At 55.8% G+C, this 22,630-nt stretch carries 17 protein-coding genes and 1 pseudogene; 12 read left to right on the top strand and 6 right to left on the bottom strand.

Translation table 11 applies throughout. The annotated features are described in order from the left end of the window. Positions 1-2 precede the first annotated feature (2 nt). The gene (locus tag FHW04_RS03835) at positions 3-2,213 is read left to right on the top strand and encodes a type I secretion system permease/ATPase (protein ID WP_089561832.1); all 2,211 of its coding nucleotides are present in this window, start codon (positions 3-5) and stop codon (positions 2,211-2,213) included. Continuing rightward, positions 2,210-3,400 (top strand): HlyD family efflux transporter periplasmic adaptor subunit, encoded by a 1,191-nt coding sequence (locus FHW04_RS03830; RefSeq protein ID WP_084227939.1) that lies wholly within the window; start codon positions 2,210-2,212, stop codon positions 3,398-3,400. Before FHW04_RS03835 ends, FHW04_RS03830 begins: the two co-directional genes overlap by 4 nt. Before the next feature lie 88 nt (positions 3,401-3,488). Here the strand turns inward: FHW04_RS03830 and FHW04_RS03825 are convergent, their stop codons facing one another. Next, positions 3,489-4,052: a TetR/AcrR family transcriptional regulator gene (locus FHW04_RS03825; RefSeq protein WP_069729714.1), complete on the bottom strand. Its 564-nt coding sequence runs from the start codon at positions 4,050-4,052 to the stop codon at positions 3,489-3,491. A gap of 103 nt (positions 4,053-4,155) precedes the next feature. On the opposite strand from FHW04_RS03825, the gene FHW04_RS03820 reads away from it, so the two are divergent. Further along, positions 4,156-5,580, top strand: coding sequence for an amidase (locus FHW04_RS03820; RefSeq protein ID WP_227021902.1), 1,425 nt, complete (start codon positions 4,156-4,158; stop codon positions 5,578-5,580). Positions 5,581-5,661: 81 nt separating this feature from the next. Here the strand turns inward: FHW04_RS03820 and FHW04_RS03815 are convergent, their stop codons facing one another. Beyond that, positions 5,662-6,513: a Vmh family MBL fold metallo-hydrolase gene (locus tag FHW04_RS03815; RefSeq protein WP_069729712.1), complete on the bottom strand. Its 852-nt coding sequence runs from the start codon at positions 6,511-6,513 to the stop codon at positions 5,662-5,664. A gap of 201 nt (positions 6,514-6,714) precedes the next feature. On the opposite strand from FHW04_RS03815, the gene FHW04_RS03810 reads away from it, so the two are divergent. Then, on the top strand, positions 6,715-7,599 hold the full coding sequence (locus FHW04_RS03810; protein ID WP_046289357.1) for a LysR family transcriptional regulator: 885 nt from the start codon (positions 6,715-6,717) through the stop codon (positions 7,597-7,599). Between the two features lie 421 nt (positions 7,600-8,020). Further along, positions 8,021-8,332 (top strand): hypothetical protein, encoded by a 312-nt coding sequence (locus FHW04_RS03805; RefSeq protein WP_089561831.1) that lies wholly within the window; start codon positions 8,021-8,023, stop codon positions 8,330-8,332. Positions 8,333-8,664: 332 nt separating this feature from the next. On the opposite strand, the gene gabP is transcribed toward FHW04_RS03805, so the two are convergent. Together gabP and gabT are read right to left on the bottom strand one after the other, a co-directional pair. After that, positions 8,665-10,080, bottom strand: coding sequence for a GABA permease (gene gabP, locus FHW04_RS03800; protein WP_089561830.1), 1,416 nt, complete (start codon positions 10,078-10,080; stop codon positions 8,665-8,667). A gap of 79 nt (positions 10,081-10,159) precedes the next feature. After that, a complete protein-coding gene (gabT, locus tag FHW04_RS03795) occupies positions 10,160-11,446 on the bottom strand; it encodes a 4-aminobutyrate--2-oxoglutarate transaminase (protein ID WP_046289335.1) in 1,287 nt (428 codons plus the stop codon). A 110-nt stretch (positions 11,447-11,556) separates the two neighbouring features. Here gabT and FHW04_RS03790 point away from each other — a divergent pair, with 110 nt between their 5' ends. The 6 genes and pseudogenes from FHW04_RS03790 to FHW04_RS03765 all read left to right on the top strand — a co-directional run bounded on the left by FHW04_RS03790 (position 11,557) and on the right by FHW04_RS03765 (position 20,187). Next, the gene (locus tag FHW04_RS03790) at positions 11,557-13,047 is read left to right on the top strand and encodes a PLP-dependent aminotransferase family protein (protein WP_031375555.1); all 1,491 of its coding nucleotides are present in this window, start codon (positions 11,557-11,559) and stop codon (positions 13,045-13,047) included. Positions 13,048-13,848: 801 nt separating this feature from the next. After that, entirely contained in the window at positions 13,849-14,073 is a 225-nt protein-coding gene (locus FHW04_RS03785) for a hypothetical protein (RefSeq protein WP_128088269.1), read from the top strand. Positions 14,074-14,371: 298 nt separating this feature from the next. Continuing rightward, positions 14,372-16,519, top strand: coding sequence for a glycoside hydrolase family 3 C-terminal domain-containing protein (locus FHW04_RS03780; protein ID WP_094106321.1), 2,148 nt, complete (start codon positions 14,372-14,374; stop codon positions 16,517-16,519). 106 nt (positions 16,520-16,625) lie between these two features. Beyond that, positions 16,626-17,993, top strand: a complete 1,368-nt coding sequence (locus tag FHW04_RS03775; protein ID WP_227021908.1) for a glycoside hydrolase family 10 protein — start codon at positions 16,626-16,628, stop codon at positions 17,991-17,993. An 83-nt stretch (positions 17,994-18,076) separates the two neighbouring features. After that, positions 18,077-18,817 carry a nitroreductase family protein gene (locus tag FHW04_RS03770; protein WP_031375551.1) on the top strand — a complete coding sequence of 247 codons (741 nt, stop codon included), beginning with the start codon at positions 18,077-18,079 and terminating at the stop codon, positions 18,815-18,817. Between the two features lie 201 nt (positions 18,818-19,018). Beyond that, positions 19,019-20,187: pseudogene (locus FHW04_RS03765) on the top strand (MFS transporter). 63 nt (positions 20,188-20,250) lie between these two features. On the opposite strand, the gene FHW04_RS03760 reads toward FHW04_RS03765, so the two are convergent. Together FHW04_RS03760 and FHW04_RS03755 are read right to left on the bottom strand one after the other, a co-directional pair. Beyond that, complete coding sequence (locus FHW04_RS03760) at positions 20,251-20,466, bottom strand: YdgH/BhsA/McbA-like domain containing protein (protein WP_031375549.1); 216 nt, start codon at positions 20,464-20,466, stop codon at positions 20,251-20,253. Positions 20,467-20,572: 106 nt separating this feature from the next. Beyond that, positions 20,573-21,490: a LysR substrate-binding domain-containing protein gene (locus FHW04_RS03755; RefSeq protein ID WP_089561828.1), complete on the bottom strand. Its 918-nt coding sequence runs from the start codon at positions 21,488-21,490 to the stop codon at positions 20,573-20,575. 161 nt (positions 21,491-21,651) lie between these two features. Between FHW04_RS03755 and FHW04_RS03750 the strand changes: the two genes are divergently transcribed. Then, entirely contained in the window at positions 21,652-22,332 is a 681-nt protein-coding gene (locus FHW04_RS03750) for a type 1 glutamine amidotransferase domain-containing protein (RefSeq protein WP_069729704.1), read from the top strand. The last annotated feature ends 298 nt before the right edge of the window (positions 22,333-22,630 follow it).

Raw genomic sequence — 22,630 nt, 5'->3', positions numbered from 1 at the left:
TTATGATAAAAACCGAACGCAACGAGGATTTTTCATCCTCCCGGCAACCTAAAAAAACCTATACGCCGTGGCTGGAAGCGCTGCTGCTGGTGGCAAAACATTATCGTCTGGATGGCTCGCCGGAGCGGGTTAAAGGCGAGGCGGAGTGGCAGTTACACCAGCTTAGCCAGGAGCAACTGATTGAAAACATGGCGCGCCAGCTGGGATTATTGGTCATTTTTGATGATTTTCATCCGGACCTGCTGGACCCGTGGCGTCTGCCGCTGATCGTTGATTTCGGCCCGCGTGGCGTTGGGGTGATTACCACGCTGGGCGAAGAGGGCAAAGTCAGTCTGATGCTGAATGGCGAGCAGCAATTGCAGACCGTGCTTACCCTTGATGAACTGGCGGAACATGCGCAGCGTGTGCTGTTAGCCAAACCGGAGACCTCGGTACCGGATGCGCGGGTAGATGACTATATCAAACCGCATCGCGCCGACTGGCTATGGCAAACCATTCTGAAAGAGTGGCCTGCTTACGTGCACGTCATGTTCGCCTCGCTGATTTCCAACGTGCTCGGCCTGTCGGCGATGTTATTTACCATGCAGGTTTACGACCGGGTCATCCCCTCACAGTCGGTTCCGTCTTTGTGGGTGTTGTTCGGCGGGGTGATGATTGCCCTGACCTTCGTCTTTATCATGCGGATTATCCGCACTCATATTTCAGATATGGCGGGCAAGAGCGCTGATTTGCGGATCTCGGACCGGGTGTTTGGTCATGCGCTGCGCATCCGCAACGATCTGAGGCCAAAATCGACCGGCTCTTTTATTGCTCAAATCCGTGAGCTGGAACAGATCCGGGAACTGATTACCTCAACCACCATCTCTGCTATCGCCGATCTGCCGTTTCTGATCATCTTTCTGTTTATTCTCTGGCTGCTGGGCGGCTGGCTGGTGCTGGTCCCGCTGGCGGCTCTGCCGTTGATCATTATTCCCGGACTGCTGGCGCAATCTTCACTGGCGAAACTCTCTAAAGCCACGATGCGTGAATCGGCGGTACGCAACGCCATGCTGGTTGAAGCGGTTCAGGGCATGGATGACATCAAACTGCTGCGCGCTGAGCCTTACTTTCAGAATCAGTGGAATCATCTGAACGAGGCGATCAGTAAATCATCGAAGAAGCAGCGTTTTATCAGCAGCTTGCTAATGAGCTGGACCAGTGAAGTCCAGACCGTGGCGTATATCGGGGTGGTGCTGGTGGGGGCCTTCTTTGCGATGAGCGGCGATCTTTCCACCGGCGTGCTGATCGGCTGCTCAATGCTGGCGTCACGCATGATGGCCCCGCTCGGGCAACTGACGATGATTTTCAGCCGCTGGCAGCAAGCCAAAGTCGCGCGCGAAGGCCTCGAAAACCTGCTGAAAAGCGAGGTCGATCAGCCTGAGCACAGCGTGCAGATCCATCGGCCGCGAATTTATGGCGAATACAGCTTCTCTGAGGTGAGCTATCGCTACGATCCCAATTCGCCCAATCCGGTTATTGCGGTCAACAAACTGACCATCGCGGCGGGCGAGAAGCTTGCGCTACTGGGCCGCAACGGCTCAGGCAAATCAACCTTATTACAGATGATGGCCGGATTGTTACAGCCAGGCGAAGGTGCGCTGCTGCTCGACGGGGTTCGTCTCTCTTCGATTGATCCGCTGGATGTACGCCGTGATGTCGGCCTGGTCAGCCAGACGTCCTCGCTGTTCTACGGCACGATTCGGGAAAACCTGCGGTTAGGTATGCCGCTGGCGACCGAGGAAGAGATGTTACAGGCGCTGGAGATCAGCGGGGCGATTGAGTTTATTCGCCAGCTGCCAGAGGGAATGGATTACCCGTTGCAGGAAGGCGGAAAAGGGCTCTCCGGCGGGCAGCGGCAACAGCTTTTGCTGGCGCGCGCCATCCTGCGTCAGCCCAGCGTGCTGCTGCTCGATGAGCCAACCGCCTGGCTGGATGATGGAGTAGAGAAGCACCTGATTGAAAAACTGAAGGTCTGGATGGGTAACCGGACGCTGATCATTGCCACTCATCGCCCGGCGGCGCTGCAGCTGGTGGACCGTATCCTGCTGATTGAGAAAGGTAAAATTGTCCGGGACGGAAGCAAAGAAGCCATGCTGGTCAGCCGGCCGTCCAGCGCTGAACCGACGCCTCACCACGGCAGAGTCAATCTGAACACTTCAGGAGCCGCAAAATGATCACCACTCCTCTTTCTGCTTTGAAGAAAAAGAAAACGGCACGCTTCCGGCAGTGGTTCTCTGCTGGCGGCATGATCGTGATGGCGGTAATGGTGATGCTGCTGCTGTTCTTTATCTGGGCATCAAATTTTGAGCTGGATGAAGTCACCGTCGGGGTAGGTAAGGTGATTCCCAGTTCGCATGAGCAGATTATTCAGTCGCTGGAAGGCGGGATCCTGAAAGAGCTTAAGGTGCACGAAGGGGATGTGGTCGAGGCGGGCCAGGTCCTGGCGCTGCTGGATCCGACCCAGATCGACTCCGGCCTGCAGGAAAGTACCTCACGACTGCGCGCTGCGCTGGCAACCGCCGCGCGCTTACAGGCGGAAACCGCCGGTACCGAGCTGACATTTCCTGCTGAGGTGGGCGAGGATCCGGCGCTGGTGGCAGCCGAAACCGCGCTTTATCACTCGCGTCGTGAAAATCTGGAGAAGACGGTAAGCGGACTGCGTGAAGCGTTAAGCCTGGTTAACCGCGAGCTGCAGTTGACGTCGTCACTGGTTTCCAGAGGGGCGGCCAGTAACGTCGAAGTTCTGCGGCTCAAGCGCCAGGCTAATGAACTGAATAACAAACTCAGCGATGCCGAAAACCAGTATATCGTACGGGCGCGTGAGGAGCTGGCGAAAGCCAACGCGGAAGCGGCCTCGCAGCGCTCAATTATTATCGGGCGGGCCGATACGCTGAAGAGAACCGTTGTGGTCGCGCCGGTGAGAGGGATTGTGAAAGATATTGAAGTGAACACGGTGGGGGGCGTTATCCCGCAACGTGGCAACCTGATGGAGATCGTGCCGCTGGATGAACAGCTGATCATTGAAGCGCAGATCGCGCCGCGTGATGTGGCTTTTATCACCCCGGGTCAGCGCGCCGTGGTCAAGCTGACCGCGTATGACTTTAACATTTACGGCGGGCTGGAAGGAGAGGTTGCCTCGATATCGCCTGATACGATTCAGGATGAGGTTCATCGCGACCAATATTTTTACCGTGTTTATATCCGGACCGATAAAGACTATCTGGTGAACAAAAAAGGGAAGCACTTTCCGGTTTATCCGGGAATGATCGCCATGGGGGAGATCCATACCGGCAGCAAAACTATCATCGAGTATCTGCTCAAGCCGCTTAACCGGGCCCGCGAAGCGCTGCGCGAACGGTAAGCAAAGCCGTAACGCAGAAATCCCCCACCGGGTTGGTGGTGGGGGTGAGAAACCCGATCGGGACGTGCCAGGCCCGATAACCCGGCGCTTAAGCCGGCAGCAGACCGGCAGCCTGATAATCGGTTATCAGCGCATCAAACAGCGAAATGTCGGAACGGCTGCGGGCCAGCAACTGTGCCCCGGCCACGGCGGCAAAAATGGCCCGCGCCCGTGCCTGACTCTGCTCCACGTCGGTCATGCCGGTTTCCTGCAATCGCGCAGCCAGCCAGGCAATATTCACCTCCGCAAAATGCTGCACCTCGGTCTTCACCGCCTCGGGAAGATCGTCATATTCTGCGGACATAAAGCTGCCCATACAGAGCCGGTTTTCGCTTTCCAGCGAACGGCGGAAAATATGCGGATACTGGCGCAGACAGGCCGCTGCATCCGGGTTTGATTCACGCAGTGCGTCAAGATCGGCGGCAGTATCTTCCCAGTAGCGTCGGGCAACCGCCGCCCCTAATTCCGCCTTGCCAGGAAAATGGTGATAGATGCTGGCGGCTTTGATGCCGACTTCACTCGCCAGTTCGCGGAAGTTGAGGCCGACATAGCCATGGGCCTGCGCACTTTTACGTGCCGCCGACAGGATCGCTTCTTTTGCATTCTTACTCATAGTGTCTCCTCCGGTGAAGTCATTATCCTACCATCTGGCAGGTAGTTATTGACAGCGTAAAATAAGCGATCTACTGTTTACCTACCAACTGACAGGTAGGTAAATGAAAATGCAAAATGAACTCTTTTTTAACGACGCGACTGAACTGGCTCAACTGATTCGCAACGGCGACGTTTCACCGGTGGAAGTGGTTAAAGCACACCTTGATCGCATTGAACAAACTAATCCGCAGGTTAATGCGATTGTCACGCTGGCGGAGAACGCACTGAGTGAGGCAAAAGCGGCTGAGCAGGCTGTCCGTTCAGGTCAGCCGCTGGGGCCTCTGCACGGCGTACCTTTTACCGTCAAAGATTCGATTGATACCGCTGGTGTGATGACGCAGCGCGGATCGCCAATCTTCAGGCATCGTATGCCGTCGCAGGATGCTACCAGCGTGGCGCGGATGAAAGCGGCCGGCGGCATTCTGCTGGCTAAATCCAATCTGCCTGAATTCTCATACTGGATCGAAAGCGACAATTTACTCAGCGGCCGCACGAACAATCCCTGGGACCTGACGCGCACGCCCGGCGGCTCTAGCGGGGGCGAATCTGCCGCCATCGCCGCCGGGATGTCGCCACTCGGACTGGGCACCGATCTGGCCATTTCTGTCCGTGGTCCGGCGTCTCAGACCGGTATCACCTCAATCAAAGCCACCCATGGCAGCATACCGATGACCGGTATCTGGCCGCGCGCACCGCGTCGTTTCTGGCATGTCGGCCCGATGGCGCGCTCCGTACGCGACATAGCGCTCGCTTTCTCATTGCTGTCGGGCCCGGATGGGCAGGATGCTTTTGCTACCCGTGCCGCCCATCCGCTATCCGATCATAGTGTCCAGCCTCGTCCGCTGCGGATTGGCTGGATGACCGGACCCGGCTTCGGTCCGGTTGATGCGGAAGTGGCGGCGGTGGTGAAAGCGGCGGCCGCGGCACTGCAACAGAGCGGGGTGCAGGTTGAGGAGGTGGGGATTGCCGCGCTGGAACGTGACTTTGCGCTGGACGTGTTCAACCGTCTGCACGTGATGGAGATGAAGCCTGCTTTTGCGGCAGCCGTGGCGGGCCGGGATCCGGCGGAAATCTATAAAATGGCCAGAACCATGCTGTCACTGCCCGATACGCCGCTGCAGGCGTACATCGAAGCGGAACAGGCAGCAGAGCGTATCCGCGATGGCTACGCCGATTACTTCTCACGTTATGATGCACTGATTACCCAGGTACTGCCGACGCCGGCGCATAAGCACGGGATTGAACAGCTGGTGATTGATGGGCAGACGGTGGATGTCAGCTGGCTGCAGGCGGCCACGGTCCCGCTTAACGTGACCGGATTGCCAGGTATTGCCTTACCCTTTGGTCAGAGCAGTGAAGGCTTGCCGATCAACATTCAGATCACCGGGAAATGGCACGATGAAGCGACAATTCTGGCTATTGCTGCCCGGCTTGAAGCATTAAGTCCGGTTGCGGGGCTGCATCCCAGACAGCTAACTGCAGAATAATTCCACAGCACCGCAACGCGGCTGACGACCCGCCGTCCCGGGAGAGACGGCGGGTCAGGGCGCGTGAACAATGCGTTCAGCTTACCATTTCATTTCGCCGGTATTCACTTTGGCACTGAGTTCCAGTGACCCTTCTTCTGCCAGCTGTGGCCAGGTAGCTTTAACCGCGCTGATGACCTGCGATGAGGTTTTATATTGCGCCAGAGCCGCGTCAAAGCTTTTGAGGTAATTGAGGGTGAAATCTACCGCCTGACTCCCGGCCGGGCGTTCGCCGAGGTAGTGCCCCGGAATGACATTTTTCGCCTTCAGCCCCTGCATTTCAGTCAGCACGTTGCGCCAGGCGGTGCGGCTTTGCACCGTCTGCGTATCGGCGGTCCAGACATGAATGCCGGATGAAATCGCCGTTCCACCCAGAATGGTCTTTTCCGACGGGACCCAGACGTAAGCGGCATATTCATCCGGATGACGCAACTCCAGCACTTCTCCATCGACGCTGAAGCGGGTTTGATCGGTGACTTTCGGCAGGGTCAGTTTATCCGGCGCGCCCTTCTTCATCTGCGGTCCCCAGTATTTCAGCTTGGCCTGATGCGTCTGCTGAATGTGTTTCACCACGCCCGGCGTCGCAACCACCTTCACGTCAGGATAGGCCTTCACAATCGGTTCCAGACCAAAATAAAAATCAGGATCGCCAGAGGTGATGACAATCTCTTTCAGCGTTTTACCGCTCCGTTTAATCATCTCAACCAGTTTTTCACCGTCAATGGTGCTGAACTGCGCATCGAAAAGAATGGCTTCTTTCGGTCCGCTCACCAGGGTTGAGGAAACGGCGAAAATACCGTCGTGCTGCGGGTTGTAGGTTTCGAATTGCAGCGGGGCCGCCGTGGCGGCGGCCGAGGCCAGAATCAGCGTTAACGGTAACAGCGTGGTTTTCATTATTAATCCTCAGAGTAGCGGAAAAGGTTGCCTGACGAACTTCAGCGCAGTCACCGGTGGAGAATGCAGGCGTTACTGCTCGCTCATCCGCTGGCGCTTTATTTATCTGCACATCACCGGGCGCTATTTTACGGCTTTTGTTATCTGATAGAATTCCCGCAATCAGAGATGCTGAGTTTCATAAATCGTACAGGTGATGAGATGGATCGCGTGACAGCCGCGGCGGTGTTTAACCGGATATGTGAGTTGGGCAGCCTGAGCGCGGCGTCACGGGCGCTGGGCATTTCGCGGCCGATGGTCAGCCGCTATCTGGAAGAGATGGAAAAGTGGGCTGGGACGCGCCTGCTGCACCGTTCATCGCGTCGGTTGACTATCACCCCCGCCGGCGAGGCAATTTTGCTGCGAACCCGTCAGCTGGCGCGGCTTTCGGAAGAGATTGAGCAGGAATCGACGCAGGCGATGCCCGCCGGTACGCTGCGTATCGCCTGCGCGCATTTTACCGCGACTCACCTGGTCGGCCCGGCAATTCCTGATTTCCTTAGTCGCTATCCGGCGCTGCGTATTGAGCTGGAAATTAATAATCAACCGGTCAGCCTGATAGGCGAGCGCATCGATCTGGCGATCCGCATCACAGACGCGCCGGAGCCGGGTGCGATCGCGCGTCGTCTGGGCGAATGTCGTTCGGTACTTTGTGCCTCGCCGGGTTATCTGGCGAAACAGGGAACGCCACAGACGCCAGAGGCGTTATCGTCGCACAACTGTCTTTATTACAGCCGATTTGCCGGACAAAGCTGGCATTTTACGGCACCACAGGGTGAAAAGATCGCCGTGGCGGTCAGGGGGAATTTCAGTGCCGGCATCTCATCGCTGTTGTGTGATGCCGCCATTGCCGACTGCGGTGTGGCAATGGTGCCCGAGCAGGAAGCCCGCAGCAGCCTTGCTAGCGGCAAGCTGGTGCAGTTGCTCCCTGATTACCGGCCACAAACATTGGGTATCTGGGGACTTTATCTGTCGCGCGAGCACCAGTCCGCCGCGCTGCGGCTGTTTCTTGATGAGCTGTACAAAAGTATCGCTCAGGTAAGTTGATTCATTGATGCTGTCATCATGTGTTTATGCGCGCTGGCCAGCTTAAGGTAAAACAATTAACGCCTGATAATTAATAAAGTCAGCAGGTGCGTTACCAGAATGCGATGTGGAAATGCTGTCGGTAATTTCTGCCTGTTTCATGATGCGTTTATTTAGATGCTCGGATAGAAGACCAGTCAGTAAACCGACATTTTATGGACTGCATGAATAAGTAAATTTCAGATTGCGTTAAAAAATCAGCGGCTACGCTATACTTGATTTTGTTCAGTCATTTTCATTGTTTTATATTGCACGCCAGCGGTCGTCTGAATCTCTGGCTCTTTATCGCATCAAACCGTTTCTTTCCCAGTGTTTTTATCTCTGAGCTTAATGTATCGGTGCAGCTGCCGATAACAGGTATACACATCCAGGAGAATGCACAATGAAATCATATCGGTATGCTTGTCTGGCGACACTGCTATTTACCCTGGCCGGCCCGTCTGCCAGCGCAGAGATGGCGTCATCTTCAGGTGCGATCGGCTTCAGTGGAGGAATATTCACGGCCTCCTGTAATATGAAAGTGATCCACAATCCTGCGACTTTTTATTGCTCCGATCCGCAGAATGGCCAGACGGTAGTCCGCACCGCTGACCTGATGAAGTCGCAGTCACTCGACTCTCTGCCCGTGACTGTGGCGACGCACTGGCTTGATGCCGCTAAACGTAAAGGGATTGTTTCGGTCACTTATCTTTAAATGACGCCACTGTTGAGGTTATAAACAACTGCGGGTCAGCGCTGTGAATGACGCTGTCCCGTTTTGCCGGTTGTTATAGATAATAGATCCTCGCTTTGTACGGATTTCTTAATGTAAATCGGCAAGGTTGAATTGGCTTTTTATCAACCTGTTTGCCACGCGGGTTAATTCAGTCTTCATTACGGCTGAACGGGAGCTGTCACGCAATAAACGGCCTGTTAATAATTTCGTCAGGCTCGCCGCCAGAATAATGCAGCCTGAAGCCGGAACGGAAAAAATGGTGAGTTATTGAACAGCGCCCCTCCCTGGGCGTGTTGATGGAGAGCTTATAATCAGGAGTGATCGGAATAGTGCAGGGGATAAAACTTCGCGCTCTGCCGTTTCTCTCTTTTGCGGTGCAAAAGGTAGCTGGTGGCGATGATCACCAGCGTCAGCCCGCCGGTTGCCAGCAGTTCAGCCTGATGACGGTCATCAAACAGCATCACCACCAGCACCGTAACGATAAACAGGATGGTGAACCAGGTGAGGCCGGGAAACAGCCACATCCGATAGCTCAGCACTTCACCCGCTTTTTCGCGTTTTTTACGCAGCACCAGATGCGAGGCGGCGATCACCAGGTAGACCAGCAGCGCAATAGCGCCGGAACTCGCCAGCAAAAACTCAAATACTACGCTTGGGGCCAGATAGTTGGCGATCACCGCCAGAAAGGCGGCACCCGTAGAGAGCAGCACCGCAATCCACGGCGTGCCGCTGCGGTTGGTGCGGGAGGCGGCGGCGGGCGCATCTTTACGGCGTGACAGTGAATAGAGCATCCGCGATGAGGTATAGAGCGCCGAGTTGAGGCAACTGCACACCGCCATCAGCACCACCAGATCAACGATCAGCCTGGCGTGCGGGATGTTCATCGCCTGTAGCACCGTCTGCCAGGAACCCTGTTGCACCAGGCCCGGCGTATTCCACGGTACCAGCGCCACCACAAAGAATATCGACAGCAGATAAAACAGCGCGATACGCCAGATGACCGAGTTGGTTGCCTGGGTGATCTGCTTACCAGGATTCTTCGACTCGGCGGCGGCGATAGTCACAATCTCGGTGCCCATAAAGGAGAACATGGTGGTGAGGATCGCGGCCATTACCGCGCCCATTCCGTTCGGCATAAAGCCGTGGGTATCATACAGATGTGACAGTCCCTGAGTCCCGCTGCCGGGCAACCACCCCAACACCGCCGCCGCCGCCACGCCGAGAAACAGAATAATGGCGGCGATTTTGATCAGCGCAAACCAGAATTCAAACTCGCCATAATTTTTCACACTCAGCAAATTGGTCACGGTCAGAATAAGTGTGATGGCGAGAGTGAACTGCCAGATAGCCACCTGTGGATACCAGGCATGCAGTATCGTTCCGGCCGCATTGGCCTCCAGCGGGATAACCAGCACCCAGAACCACCAGTAGAGCCAGCCGATGGTAAAGCCCGCCCAGCGGCCGAGCGCCTTGTCGGCATAGGTCGAAAACGAGCCGGAATCAGGCGATGCGACCGCCATCTCAGCCAGCATTCGCATAATCAGCACCACCAACGCTCCGGCCGCCGCATAGGAAATTAATACTGCCGGTCCTGCCTCTGAAATGGCGTGGCCGGAGCCCACAAACAATCCAGCACCAATTACCCCGGCGATGGAAAGCATCCTTACGTGGCGAGGCTTCAGATTTTGCGCAAGCGAATCATCATTCGCGTTGTGAGTCATTGTCATGTCATCGTCTCCGACGCTGCGTCCGGGATGTGGCCCGGACGAGCAGGGGGATAGAACCCGGATGAATCAGCCGGGGGAATCAGGCCGGAACGCTACCCTGAGTCACGGGCGTCAGAGCCTGGCTGAGCACCGCGTTCAGAATATCCAGCGCCTGGCTGAACTGCGCATCGGGGATGGTGAGCGGATAAAGGAAGCGGATCACATTGCCTTTCGCGCCACAGGTCAGCAGCAGCAGGCCATTCGCCATTGCCGCCTGCTGCACCGCCTGTGCATCGCCGGGCTGATGAAACTCCATCGCGACCATCGATCCCAGCGCGCGGACGTCGGCAATCGCCGGATAAGTGGCATGATGTTTTTGCAGTTCCGCCTCCAGCCAGGCACCTAATTTGACGGCGCGCTGACACAGCTGTTCCTCTTCAATCACATCCAGCACCGCATGTGCGGCGGCAATAGCCAGCGGATTACCGGCGTAGGTGCCGCCAAGGCCGCCGGGTGAGGGCGCATCCATTACCTCGGCCCGACCGGCAACGGCGGACAGTGGCATCCCGCCTGCCAGGCTCTTGGCCATGGTGATGATGTCCGCTTTCACCGGATAATGTTCCATGGCGAACAGCTTGCCGGTACGGGCAAAGCCGCTCTGAACTTCATCCGCAATCAGCAGGATGCCGTGGCGATCGGCCAGCTCGCGTAGCGACTGCATAAAGGCCAGCGGCGCAGCGTGGAATCCGCCTTCGCCCTGCACCGGTTCCAGCACAATGGCGGCGACGTCGTGCGGCGCAACGTCCTGACTAAAAATGTCGTCAAGGCTGCTGAGTGCCGCTGCAACACTGATCCCCTGTACTTCGCTGGGGTAGCGGGCGTGCCAGACTGAGGCCGGCATCGGGCCAAAATCCCGCTTGTAGGGGGCCACTTTGCCGGTCATCGCCATGGTCATAAACGTCCGGCCGTGAAACGCGTTGCCAAAGGTAATGATGCCGTGACGACGGGTATAGGCTCGCGCCACTTTGACAGCATTTTCTACCGCTTCCGCGCCGGTGGTGAAGAATGCCGTCTTCGCCGGCCCGGCAATGGGTACCCGCTGATTAATGCGCTCAGCAAGGGCGATGTAACTTTCATATGGGGTGATCTGGAAAGCGGTATGGGTAAACTTCGTTAACTGATCGGCGACCGCCTGTTCAATGCGCGGATGGCGATGACCGGTGTTCAGCACCGCGATGCCGCCAGCGAAATCGATCCAGCTGTTGCCAGCCTGATCCCATAAGGTGGCGTTCTCGGCCCGGGCGACATACCAGTCGCAAAGCGTACCGATACCCTTAGGCAGCGCCTGTGCTTTGCGTTGCTGCATCAGACTATTTTTTTCGCTCATTTAATCCACCTCGCTGTATTGCGTATTTACAATTCCCGACAAACACGCTTATTTATGCGTGAGGCGCGGTGAGTTGCCAGAGCCAATTGTTGAAGGAAAGGTGGAGCCAATTGCAACTGTTGTACGCAGATCATCTATTAGCGCGGTTACAGTTTGAACCCGCCGGCTCTTTGCATCAGCGTCTGCTGAATTGTATGCAGGCGGCGATTATTGAAGAGGTGTTCCCGCGCGGCGGAAAACTGCCACCGACCCGCGATCTGGCGCGTGAACTCGGGGTGTCGCGCAATACTGTGATGCATGTTTATGAGAGCCTGATGGCGCAGGGCTATGTCACTGCGCGTACCGGCAGCGGCACCTGGATTGCTGAAACGCTGCCAGAAAACTGCCTGCAAAGTGATGCAGTGCTTGATACTCAGCCGGTGACGTTACCGCTGCCGGCAACGCTGTCAAAACGCGGCGCAAGTTTGCTCGGACATGCCACCGCTTCACCCTATCAGTGGGGGGCATTTGTGCCCGGCGCGCCGGACGTTACCGAGTTCCCCCATAAATTATTCAGTCAGATTCAGGCCCGACTGAACCGGGAACCGGACGTTCACCGGCTGGTGTATAGCAGCGGCGGTGGCTGCCCCGATCTGCGTCATGCTCTGGTGGACTATTTGCGGGTGGCGCGTTCGGTGCGGGCCGATGCCGACCAGATTTTAATTACCGAAGGGGTGCATCAGGCGGTGGATCTGGTGACGCGAGTGCTGTGCGATCCGGGCGACCGGGTATGGATGGAAGAGCCGGGCTACTGGGGCACCCGTAATCTGTTGCGGATGAACGGTCTGGATATTCGGGCGATGCCGGTTGATGAGCAGGGCATCGTGCCGGACAGCGGACCGGCGCCTAAAATGGTATTTGTGACACCGTCACATCAGTATCCGCTGGGCGTGCATCTTAGTCTGGCACGACGTCAGGCACTGCTGGCGCTGGCTCGTCGTCATCATAGCTTGATCGTAGAAGATGATTACGACAGTGAGTTTCGCTTCTCAGGCCAGCCTTATCCTTCGCTGCAGGGGCTGGAAGCGGACGCACCGGTAATCTATATGGGCACCTTCAGCAAAACGCTTTATCCGGCATTGCGGATTGGTTATCTGGTGGTGCCTAAGCCGCTGGCACAACCGTTACGCATCGCAGCGGCGGAGCTGTATCGCGGCGGACATTTGCTGATTCAGCGGGCGCTGGCGGAGTTCATCCGGCTGGGCCATTACATGGATCATATCCGCCGCATGCGGCTGCTCTACCGTCAGCGACGTCAGTTTTTATGTAAGCTGATCGAGCGCTATCTCGGAGCTTCGTTCTTACCGCCGGTCAATCATGAAGCGGGCCTGCATCTGGTCATGCCGCTGCCGCCCGGAACAGATGATGTGGCGATTGCGGCGCAGGCGTTAACGCGTGGCGTCAAAGTCCGGCCGTTATCGCAATACTATATGCATCCGCAGGACCAACGCGGTCTGCTGCTCGGCTATGCCTGCGTTAACGAACGGCAATGCCAGGATGCGTTCGGCACGCTGAAAGCCTGCCTGACCTCGGCTGGCATCGAATTCAGTCCGCCGCGCTAAAAGATCTGGAGCGCTTTCAACGGTCGGCAGGTTGCCAGATGAGCGATATCAGGTTAAACGTGCCAGCCTATCTTTTTTACCCCATAAGAGGGTTGTCTGGTGCTATTACCTGCTGCATAGAAGGCATCACACATTGAATTTGATTATTAAATGCGACAGAAATATGGGAGAGCCACATACGGGTCTGCATTTAATGGGGAATGTGAAATTACGCACATATCTTTAAAAAGCATCAGGGTATTTCAGCTTTATTTATTATTAATTCATTGCCAATTGGGTCTGCTTTATCACAATCTTCTTTTGTTTCAACTACGTCACTTTAAAATATTAGCTGAGACACGTTTTGATTATGCTTCACTTAATTGATATACCTGTTCTGCAGTACAGTTCTCTTCAGGTAAGAATAAATATTTAAGAGGATTAAAAATGGAAATGTTAAATAAAATGCAGTTGACGTTTATCGCAGGTGCAAGTGGAGCTTATGATCCTGCTTATGCTGGCGCAGGCGCCTGAACCAGTCAGCACGGTAGCAGTTCTGGCAGTCATCCTAATATCTTTGTTCCAGACAATGGCGTTCTTCAGCTGGTCGCCGCTCATCCTGAACTGAAAGACTGTCTCAATGGTATTTTGGGCGGAATGGTTGCGGGTTCGGTAGGTGGCGCAGGTACGGCCGTAGCCAGTGCTATCGGTGGTGGTATCGGTTCCTGTAATAACAATACCGGCAGAAATAATGCTGGAGGAAGTATTGGTGGCCAGTGCACCTGGTAAAGTACTTAGCAGCAACGATAGCTGAGGGAATAGATGGCAAAATTAATCTGCGGTTTAGCTGCAATGGCAGGAGTGCTTACAGGTGCCGCTTTCCTTAGTGGCGCTGGCGTATCATATTTAGAGTGGTATTCTATGCCAGCAACAATTTCAAAGGCAGTGGTAACAGTCGCAACGCTTGCAGCGTTTGTTAAGGTGTTTTTATTTTTAATATCACGTTTTTTTACCAATCCGAACAGTAGTAAAGAAAGTAAATCTTAGTTTCCGCATTAAAAGTAAATAAAAAAGCCCGCATCGTCGGGCTTTTTTATTTCCGTCATAATAACGGTAGCGGTCACTGACCACGAGGTTGTAGCAGTAGTGATTGTCATCCAATGGTATCTGTAACGGCCCAAAGAGGTACAGATGTTATGCCAGCTCAGCACTTTTATCGTCTTTGCATGGACTGTAACTCGCAGGTGGAACGGGTACCCGGAGCTGGATTGATTACCGTTTCGGGGCTAACCGTCCCGTTTAACGCTAGTCTTGAATAACTCTCACCCACTTCAGGAAGAATATCATGACAAGCCGTTGGCAGGACCGGACGCGGAGCGCTGATCAACGCGCCCAAAGCGTAGTGGAACAGATGACGATGGATGAAAAAATGCGCTGGCTGAGTGGTCCGATGGCGATTCCCGCGCCGGGTGAAGCCCGAATCCCTGGCGCTTTAGGTTCGGCTGCCTGTTATCCGGCAATTGAGCGGCTGGGCATACCGGCAATGCAACAATCGGATGCCAGTCTTGGCGTCGGCAACCTGGCTAATGTGCGGCCCGGCGACAATGCCACCGCGCTGCCTTCTTCACTATTACTGGGTGCGGGCTTTGATCCGGCGATGGCGGAAACCACCGGCAATATGCTGGGGCGGGAGGCGCACGCAAAAGGATTTAACGTGCAGCTGGCGGGCGGTGCCAATCTGATCCGCGAACCGCGTGGCGGTCGAAATTTTGAGTATATCGCAGAAGATCCGCTGCTGACCGGCATCATCGCCGGACATGCGGTAAAAGGCATTCAGTCACAGCATGTGGTCTCTACCGTGAAACATTTTGCGCTCAATGCGCAGGAGACCGGACGGGTGTTGGTCAGTTCCGATCTGGATGAACAGGCGATGCAGCAGTCTGACCTGCTGGCGTTCAGGATAGCTATTGAACTGGGAGAACCGGGTGCGGTGATGCCAGGTTACAACCTGGTCAACGGCGAATGGGCCAGTGAAAACCACCATCTATTGCAGCAGGTTCTGAAAACCGAGTGGGGCTTCAAAGGCTGGGTGATGTCCGACTGGGGAGCGACCCATTCTACCGAAAAGGCGGCGCTGGCCGGGTTAGATGTTCAGTCCGGCAGCAATATGGACCCAGAGCCGTTTTTTGGCGAGCCGTTGAGGCGGGCGGTGGAGCAGGGACGGGTCCCGGCTGAGCGGCTGGATGAGATGGTCAGACGGCAGTTAAGAAGCCTGTTTGCGGTCGGGGCGATTGACTTCCCGGCCCGGCCTGGCGTGCCAATAGATTACACCGCGCACCGGCTGATTGCGCAGCGGGCGGCAGAAAATGGCCTCGTGCTGCTGAAAAACCACGCTGGTTGTTTGCCGCTGGCACTGAATCTGCCACGACTGTTGGTGATTGGCGGCCACGCTGACCAGGGCGTGTTATCCGGCGGCGGCTCCTCTTCAGTCACGCCGATTGGGCATTATGCGGAACAGGGTGCTGCCATCATGGGCGTGGCGGTACCGAAAGTTTATCATCCTTCCTCGCCGCTGCACGCCATCCGCTGCCAGTCGGGCGCGGCCCGGGTGGATTATCTCGACGGCAGCGATCACGCCGCGATTGCCTCGCAGGCCGCCGGAGCTGATGCAGTGATTGTGTTTGTTGAATCGTGGAATACCGAAGGACAGGATCTGCCCGATCTGGCCCTGCAGGATCAACAGGACCACCTGATTAGCGCGGCGGCGCGTGCCAATCCGCATACTATTGTGGTGATTGAGTCGGGCGGCCCGGTTAAGATGCCCTGGCTGGAGCAGGTCAGCGGCGTGCTGGCAGCATTTTATCCGGGCTCGGGTGGGGGAGAAGCGATTGCCGGAGTGCTGTTTGGTCGGGTGAATCCATCAGGACGCCTGCCGGTAACCTTCCCGCGTGATGAAAACCAACTGCCGCGCCCGGCGATGACCGATCCGTCAGTCACTACCTCCAATCCGGGTGAAACGCTGCGCGGTGGTGTGTTTCATGTCGATTACAATATTGAAGGCGCTGATGTGGGCTACCGCTGGTTTGAAAGGCAGCGACTGAGCCCGCTGTTTCCTTTTGGTTACGGTCTTTCCTACACCACCTTTTCTGCCGACAGTCTGCAGATCACCCAGCAGGATGATCAGCTACATGCCAGCGTGGTGGTAAAAAACAGTGGCGAGCGGGCCGGCGCAACGGTGGCTCAGCTGTATGGCCGACGGACTGGAGAGCCCGGCCAGACGTGGCGTCTGGTGGGGTTTCATAAAGTGATGCTGGAGGCGGGCGAACAGCGGACGATACCGATCGGGATTGAATCCCGTTGTCTGGCGGTGTTTGATCCCGCAAGCCGATACTGGCAACTCGCCGCTGGCGATTATCAGTTCAGGCTGGCTGACCATGCGCTTGACGATGGCATCAGCCAGACCGTCACCTTGTCAGCGTGGCGCAGCCACTAGCCAACCGGCATCAGGCGGCGGTGATGCAGCAAGCAGGGACGGGACAGCGGCGGTTTCATCGTCGTAACGCATTGACTTTTAATCCCGGTCATCGAGAATGTCCCTTTTGCGACCCGACCAGAATTTACCGGAGTTCATCATCGCCGTTTATCACCGTCCCGGCCCGACACGGACCTTTATCAGGCGAGGCCTGGCGTTGGCCACCGCACTGCTGCTGGTCAGTTGCGCCTCGCAACCGCCGCGCTCGCTGGTGACCCCTTTGCCACCGGTCACGAAACAGCCGTTGCCGGTGACCCCAAAGCCGCAGACTCAACAGCCGGTGCGCGGCGTCTGGATTGCCACCGTTTCGCGTCTCGACTGGCCGCCGGTTGAATCGGTCAACGGTGATGCACCCGCGCTACGTATCAGCCAGCAGCAGCATGCGCTGATCGCTAAGCTGGAAAATCTAAAAAGTCTCGGTATCAACACGGTATTCTTTCAGGTTAAACCCGATGCTACCGCGCTGTGGCCATCAAAAATTCTGCCGTGGTCAGATATGCTGACCGGCAAAATCGGTGAGGACCCTGGCTACGATCCGCTGCAGTTTATGCTGGATGAAGCGCATAAGCGCGGCATCAAGGTACACGCCTGGTTTAATCCCTACCGCGTCGCGGTGAACACCAAACCTTCGACAGTCAGTGCGCTGAATCGCACCCTGTCGCTGCATCCGGCCAGCGTATTTGTGCTGCATCCGGACTGGATACGTACGGCCGGCGACCGTTTTGTGCTTGACCCTGGCATACCGGCGGCGCGTGACTGGATCACCAGCATCGTGGCCGAAGTTGTCGCGCGTTATCCGGTGGATGGGGTGCAGTTTGATGATTACTTCTATGCTGAATCGCCCGGTTCGATGCTCAACGATAGCCAGACTTTCCGCCGCTACGGCCAGGAATTTGCTGCTAAAGCAGACTGGCGGCGACACAATACCCAGCTGCTGATTGAGCAGGTATCCCGCACCATTAAGCAACTGAAGCCAGAGGTCGAATTTGGCGTCAGCCCGGCAGGCGTCTGGCGCAACCTGTCACACGATCCTGCCGGTTCTGATACCCGTGGAGCCGCCGCCTATGACGAAGCCTATGCGGATACCCGGCGCTGGGTGCAGCAGGGGCTACTGGATTACATCGCGCCCCAGCTCTGCTGGCCGTTCTCGCGCCAGGCCGCACGGTATGACGTACTGGCTAACTGGTGGGCTGAGGTGGTGAAACCGACCAAAACCCGGCTTTATATCGGGCTGGCGCTGTATAAAGTGGGCGAACCGTCAAAGATTGAACCTGACTGGACCCGACAGGGTGGCGTGCCTGAGCTGAAAAAGCAGCTCGATTTGAATGAATCGAACCCCAATATCGATGGCACCATTTTGTTTCGCGAGAATTACCTTAATCAGCCTCAGACCCGCCAGGCGGTGGAGTATCTGAGAAGCCGCTGGGGCAGGTAGCAGAAGGCGCGAGTGTAAGGCCAGTGCGGTTAAGTTTTTCCCCGCAGTTAACTGTTATTCTTGGGCTTTATAAGGGGAGAACTATGAGCAACCTGATCGATATTTTTACCAGCCACAAAAGTGAACGCAGTTTTACAGAGCAACCGGTCGATGATGCGGTTCTGGATCGGATAATCAGTACCGCCTATCGCGCGCCGACGTCGGTGAACTCGCAGCAGGTTTCAGTGGTGGTGACGCGTGACGCCAGCCGACGCGCTCAGATCGCTGCCATAGCTGGCGGTCAGCCGTGGATTGCCAAAGCACCGGTATTTATTACCTTCGTGCTCGATATGCATAAATCAGATCTGGCCATATCTGCCATCGATCAGCAGCAGATTGCCCATCAGAGCATTGAAAGTATTGTCTCCGGCTCCACCGATATTGGCATTGCGCTGGGCTCGGTAATGGCAGCCGCGCGGGCGGAAGGATTGGGTATTGTACCAATCGGCGGTATTCGTCGCGATCCGCAGGCGATGATTTCGCTGCTGGAGTTGCCGGCTCTGACTTTCCCGATTGCCGGTGTGGTTATCGGCCACGTTGATCAGCCTGCGCATCAGAAACCGCGTCTGCCGATGGCAACCTTCCGCCATGAAGAGACCTATCGGACTGAGCAAATGGCGCAACACATCGCTGCCTATAACGATGAGATGGTCCAGCACTGGAAAAACATCGGACGCAGTGATGGCGAAAGCTGGAGCGAAAGCGTCAGCGGTTACTATAAAAACATCTACTTCCCGAACGTGCTGCCCGCGTTGATTAAACAGGGTTTCGGCAACGATAAATAAGCCGCCTAGCTAAAGCGTAGCTGGCCTGTGCCAGCTCTTCTCAGGGCCATCCGTAAAGCGATCTACGGATGCCCTTTTTCATTTTGTTACTATAACCCGGCGTGACTTTGCGGACGGTAAACCATAATTTCACTTTTAAACGAAGCGCAAACACATTGCCCTTCGCTTTCAGGGAAATTCTATGTCACCGCTCTCTGTCTGATGAGTTTTTTCTGGCCGACGTACGTGACGGCCTCGGCCCGTTTTTGGGTATCTTTCTGACCGGGCGGCACTGGCGGCCCGACGAAATCGGGCTGGTGATGACCTGCGGCGGCATTGCCGGGCTGCTGGCCACGTTGCCTGCCGGGATTGCGGCGGATGCCAGCCGGTATAAAAAAACAATCGTGCTGCTGGGATGTCTGGTCATTACGCTCGCCACGCTGCTGCTGTGGTACAGCGATCAGAGCTGGACCGTCATGGTATCGCAAATCGTGGCGGGCATTGCTGCGGCGTTTATCGGCCCTACGGTAGCCGGTATCACTCTGGGACTAAGCGGTCAGGCAGGGTTTAACCGGCAGATGGGCCGTAACGAAGCCTTTAACCATGGCGGTAATACCGTTGCCGCGCTGCTGGCTGGCTTTTCGGCTTGGTACTGGGGAATGGCTGCGGTGTTTATTCTGATGACGATGATGGCAATATTTGCCGCCGTCGCTACGCTGGCGATCCGTGGCGATGAGATCGATCATCAGGTGGCGCGTGGTTTTGAAAAGCATCAACAAGCGTCTCCGGCTCAGGGTTTATGGATGCTGGTGCGGCAACCCGCGCTGTTGATCGCCGGGATTACTCTGCTGCTGTTTCATCTGGCTAATGCCGCGTTATTGCCGATGCTCAGCATGCGTGTCGCGTCTGCGGGCACGCAGGCGGCGGTCAGTCCAGGTCTGTATGCGGCGGCAACGGTGGCGATATCACAACTGGTGATGATTCCGGTTGCGCTATGGGTATCAAAGCGGATTGGGACAGTCGGTTATCGCCCACTGATTATGGCGGCGCTGTTGATTTTGCCGCTGCGCGCGCTGCTGGCCGCCAGCTACTCCGAACCGATATTTGTGATACCGGTGCAGATACTGGACGGCATTGCCGCCGGAATACTGGGCGTGGCGGTGCCGGGCTATATTGTTTCGTTGTTACGCGGTACCGGCCATGTCAACGCCGGCCAGGGCGTGATTATGCTGATGCAGGGAACAGGCGCTTCACTCAGCCCGGCCCTGACTGGCGCCATCGCCGCTCGTTACTCCTACAGCATCGCATTTTACGTACTGGGTGCCATTGCACTCTGCGCATTCATTCTCTGGTGGCGCGGCGGCTCAACCTCTGACACCCGCCTTGCCTGAGCAGACACAAAAAAGGCTGCCCAGTGGGCAGCCGTTTCTGGCAAATCCGTTTGCGACCATCCGTTATTTATACAGTTCAGCGGTCATGTGAACACGATTGTTGGTGTTCGCTTCGGTAATTTTGTACTGCGCGCCCTGTTCCTGAGCCTGTGCGGCGATTTTCGCTTCTGCGCCATCCAGCGTAGAAGAGGTGACAGAGACGCTCTGTGCAAAGCTGCCGAATGAAATCAGCGAAAGAGCGGCAAGCGCAGCGATTGAAGTAGCTTTAATGGTTTTCATGGTCATATTCCTGTTGGTTGTGAGGAGGTTGTTGCCTCCGATGGGAATAATGATAACCATAGTTACCATATCAATAGTGACAATTAGTGCGGTAATTATGATCGCGCTAACTAAGCGACTGACCGGATGAGAGCGTCTGCGCCACTTCCATCATTAAGCTGCGCAACCAGCGGTGAGCCGGATCGTCGCGATAACGTGCGTGCCAGCCCATCTCAACCGGAAAAGTGCCCAGATCGACCGGGGCAGGCAGTACCTTAAGCCGCGGATCTTTTGCCAGTTGCTGACAGATCAGCCGGGGCAGCGTCGCGCAGTAATCGGTTACCACAATCATCTCCGGCACCGCCAGAAAATGCGTCACTGAAACCGCGACCTGGCGGCGTAGTCCGCGCTGTTCCAGTGCCTGGTATAAACCGGCTCGCATCCGGCCGGGCGGCAGTACATTGACATGCCGGAGTTGCTCATACTGTTCCGCGCTCAGCTCGTCAGTAACCTCAGGATGATCGGCCCGGACTACGCATGCCAGACCTTCATCCATCAGATGCTGTACCACCAGATTATCCGGCGGCTCAACGATACGACCCAACACCATGTCCGTGTTACCGGAGATCACCCCGGTTTCGGCAATGTCATTGCCAAACGGCGTCAGTCGCAGGCGAATGCCCGGGGCGGTGGTGCGCAGGCGTGCCACGATGGTCGGCATCATGACGAATTCAACGTAGCTGTTGGGGGCCAGTGTAAAGAGCCGGGTAGCGTGGCGTGGGTCAAAATCCTGCTGACCGAGGATAACTTTATCAATAGCGCCCAGCGAAGCCGCAACCACTTCGGCCAGCTGTTCCGCCATTGGCGTTGGGCGCATACCATAGCGCTCGCGAATAAATAGCGGATCGTTGAGCGTTTCCCGCAGCCGGTTTAACGCATTGGAAAGCGCCGGCTGGGTAATCCCGAGCCGCTCCGCAGCGCGGGTGACGTTGCGCTCCTCCATCATCACCAGCAGGACAGGCAGTAAATTCAGATCGTATTTCATTGAGCTATAATGCTATGTGAATAGCTGAAATTGAAGAAATAAATTTCAGAAATATGTCCAGCCAGGTAATGATGGTCCGGTCAACAGAGAATACGGCTGAACAGCGGCCGGTTCCGAACCCTAAATTTTAGCCTGAACCGATACACAGAGACGGAGCAAATATGAAAATTTTAATGGTACTCACCTCGCATGATGAACTCGGCAACACCGGCAAGAAAACTGGCTTCTGGCTGGAGGAGTTTGCCGCCCCTTATTACGCTTTTACCGATGCGGGCGTTGAGGTCACACTGGCATCACCAAAAGGCGGTCAGCCGCCGCTCGACCCAAAAAGTGATGAGCCTGGTTCACAAACTGAACAGACACGTCGCTTCCATGGTGACCAAGAGACTCAGGCAGTACTGGCTGCTACCGTCCGCCTCGATTCAGTTTCGCAGGATGCGTTTGACGCTGTTTTCTATCCTGGCGGTCACGGTCCGCTGTGGGATCTGGCCAACGACAAAAATTCAATTGCATTGATTGAACAAACTCTGCAGGCGGGTAAACCGGTAGCGCTGGTCTGTCATGCGCCGGGCGTACTGCGCGATGTCAAAAGCGCCGATGGCGAACCACTGGTAAAAGGTAAGAAAGTGACCGGCTTTACTAACACTGAAGAAGAGGGCGTTGGCCTGACCAACGTGGTGCCGTTCCTGGTGGAAGATGTGCTGAAACAGAATGGCGGCATCTACTCTCGCGGTGATGACTGGCAATCTTATGCGGTGCAGGATGGTCTGCTGATTACCGGTCAGAACCCAGGTTCCTCGGTTGAGACAGCTAAACTGCTGATGACCCAGCTGTCGAACTAATTCGCTGATTGTATTACTAAAGATGGACCGCTAAAAGGCACCGATAAGGTGCCTTTTTTCGTGTCTCACAGGTCGCTTATTGTACAGTGCTCTGTGCACTTCGCTGAGCACTAGAATGGCTAAGCGCGCAGTCCCTGAACGGAGAATGTATCGACGGTTCGTACCCGAAGGCAGGGGGGCAATAATGATATAATCACCAGGCTAATTATTCAGTATAAATAGATTAGAATTCTATTTTTAGTCGTAGTGATAATAAAACAGCGGGGGTTCTCATCCTGCCTGAGAATGATTATTAACG

It is taken from the genome of Pantoea sp. AN62 (genome assembly GCF_050432985.1).
Classification (GTDB): Bacteria; Pseudomonadota; Gammaproteobacteria; order Enterobacterales; family Enterobacteriaceae; genus Pantoea; species Pantoea brenneri.
The sequence above is the reverse complement of the archived record's forward strand: the minus strand, read 5'-3'. Positions and strand labels throughout refer to the sequence as shown.

What these genes read in the sequence shown, in the direction of transcription:
- FHW04_RS03780 (WP_094106321.1), top strand. Translation starts at nt 14,372, where the DNA reads ATGACAAGCCGTTGGCAGGACCGGACGCGGAGCGCTGATCAACGCGCC.
- FHW04_RS03755 (WP_089561828.1), bottom strand. Translation starts at nt 21,490, where the DNA reads ATGAAATACGATCTGAATTTACTGCCTGTCCTGCTGGTGATGATGGAG.
- FHW04_RS03805 (WP_089561831.1), top strand. Translation starts at nt 8,021, where the DNA reads ATGAAATCATATCGGTATGCTTGTCTGGCGACACTGCTATTTACCCTG.
- FHW04_RS03820 (WP_227021902.1), top strand. Translation starts at nt 4,156, where the DNA reads ATGAAAATGCAAAATGAACTCTTTTTTAACGACGCGACTGAACTGGCT.
- FHW04_RS03770 (WP_031375551.1), top strand. Translation starts at nt 18,077, where the DNA reads ATGAGCAACCTGATCGATATTTTTACCAGCCACAAAAGTGAACGCAGT.
- FHW04_RS03810 (WP_046289357.1), top strand. Translation starts at nt 6,715, where the DNA reads ATGGATCGCGTGACAGCCGCGGCGGTGTTTAACCGGATATGTGAGTTG.
- FHW04_RS03785 (WP_128088269.1), top strand. Translation starts at nt 13,849, where the DNA reads ATGGCAAAATTAATCTGCGGTTTAGCTGCAATGGCAGGAGTGCTTACA.
- FHW04_RS03835 (WP_089561832.1), top strand. Translation starts at nt 3, where the DNA reads ATGATAAAAACCGAACGCAACGAGGATTTTTCATCCTCCCGGCAACCT.
- FHW04_RS03825 (WP_069729714.1), bottom strand. Translation starts at nt 4,052, where the DNA reads ATGAGTAAGAATGCAAAAGAAGCGATCCTGTCGGCGGCACGTAAAAGT.
- gabT (WP_046289335.1), bottom strand. Translation starts at nt 11,446, where the DNA reads ATGAGCGAAAAAAATAGTCTGATGCAGCAACGCAAAGCACAGGCGCTG.
- FHW04_RS03760 (WP_031375549.1), bottom strand. Translation starts at nt 20,466, where the DNA reads ATGAAAACCATTAAAGCTACTTCAATCGCTGCGCTTGCCGCTCTTTCG.
- FHW04_RS03815 (WP_069729712.1), bottom strand. Translation starts at nt 6,513, where the DNA reads ATGAAAACCACGCTGTTACCGTTAACGCTGATTCTGGCCTCGGCCGCC.
- FHW04_RS03750 (WP_069729704.1), top strand. Translation starts at nt 21,652, where the DNA reads ATGAAAATTTTAATGGTACTCACCTCGCATGATGAACTCGGCAACACC.
- FHW04_RS03830 (WP_084227939.1), top strand. Translation starts at nt 2,210, where the DNA reads ATGATCACCACTCCTCTTTCTGCTTTGAAGAAAAAGAAAACGGCACGC.
- gabP (WP_089561830.1), bottom strand. Translation starts at nt 10,080, where the DNA reads ATGACAATGACTCACAACGCGAATGATGATTCGCTTGCGCAAAATCTG.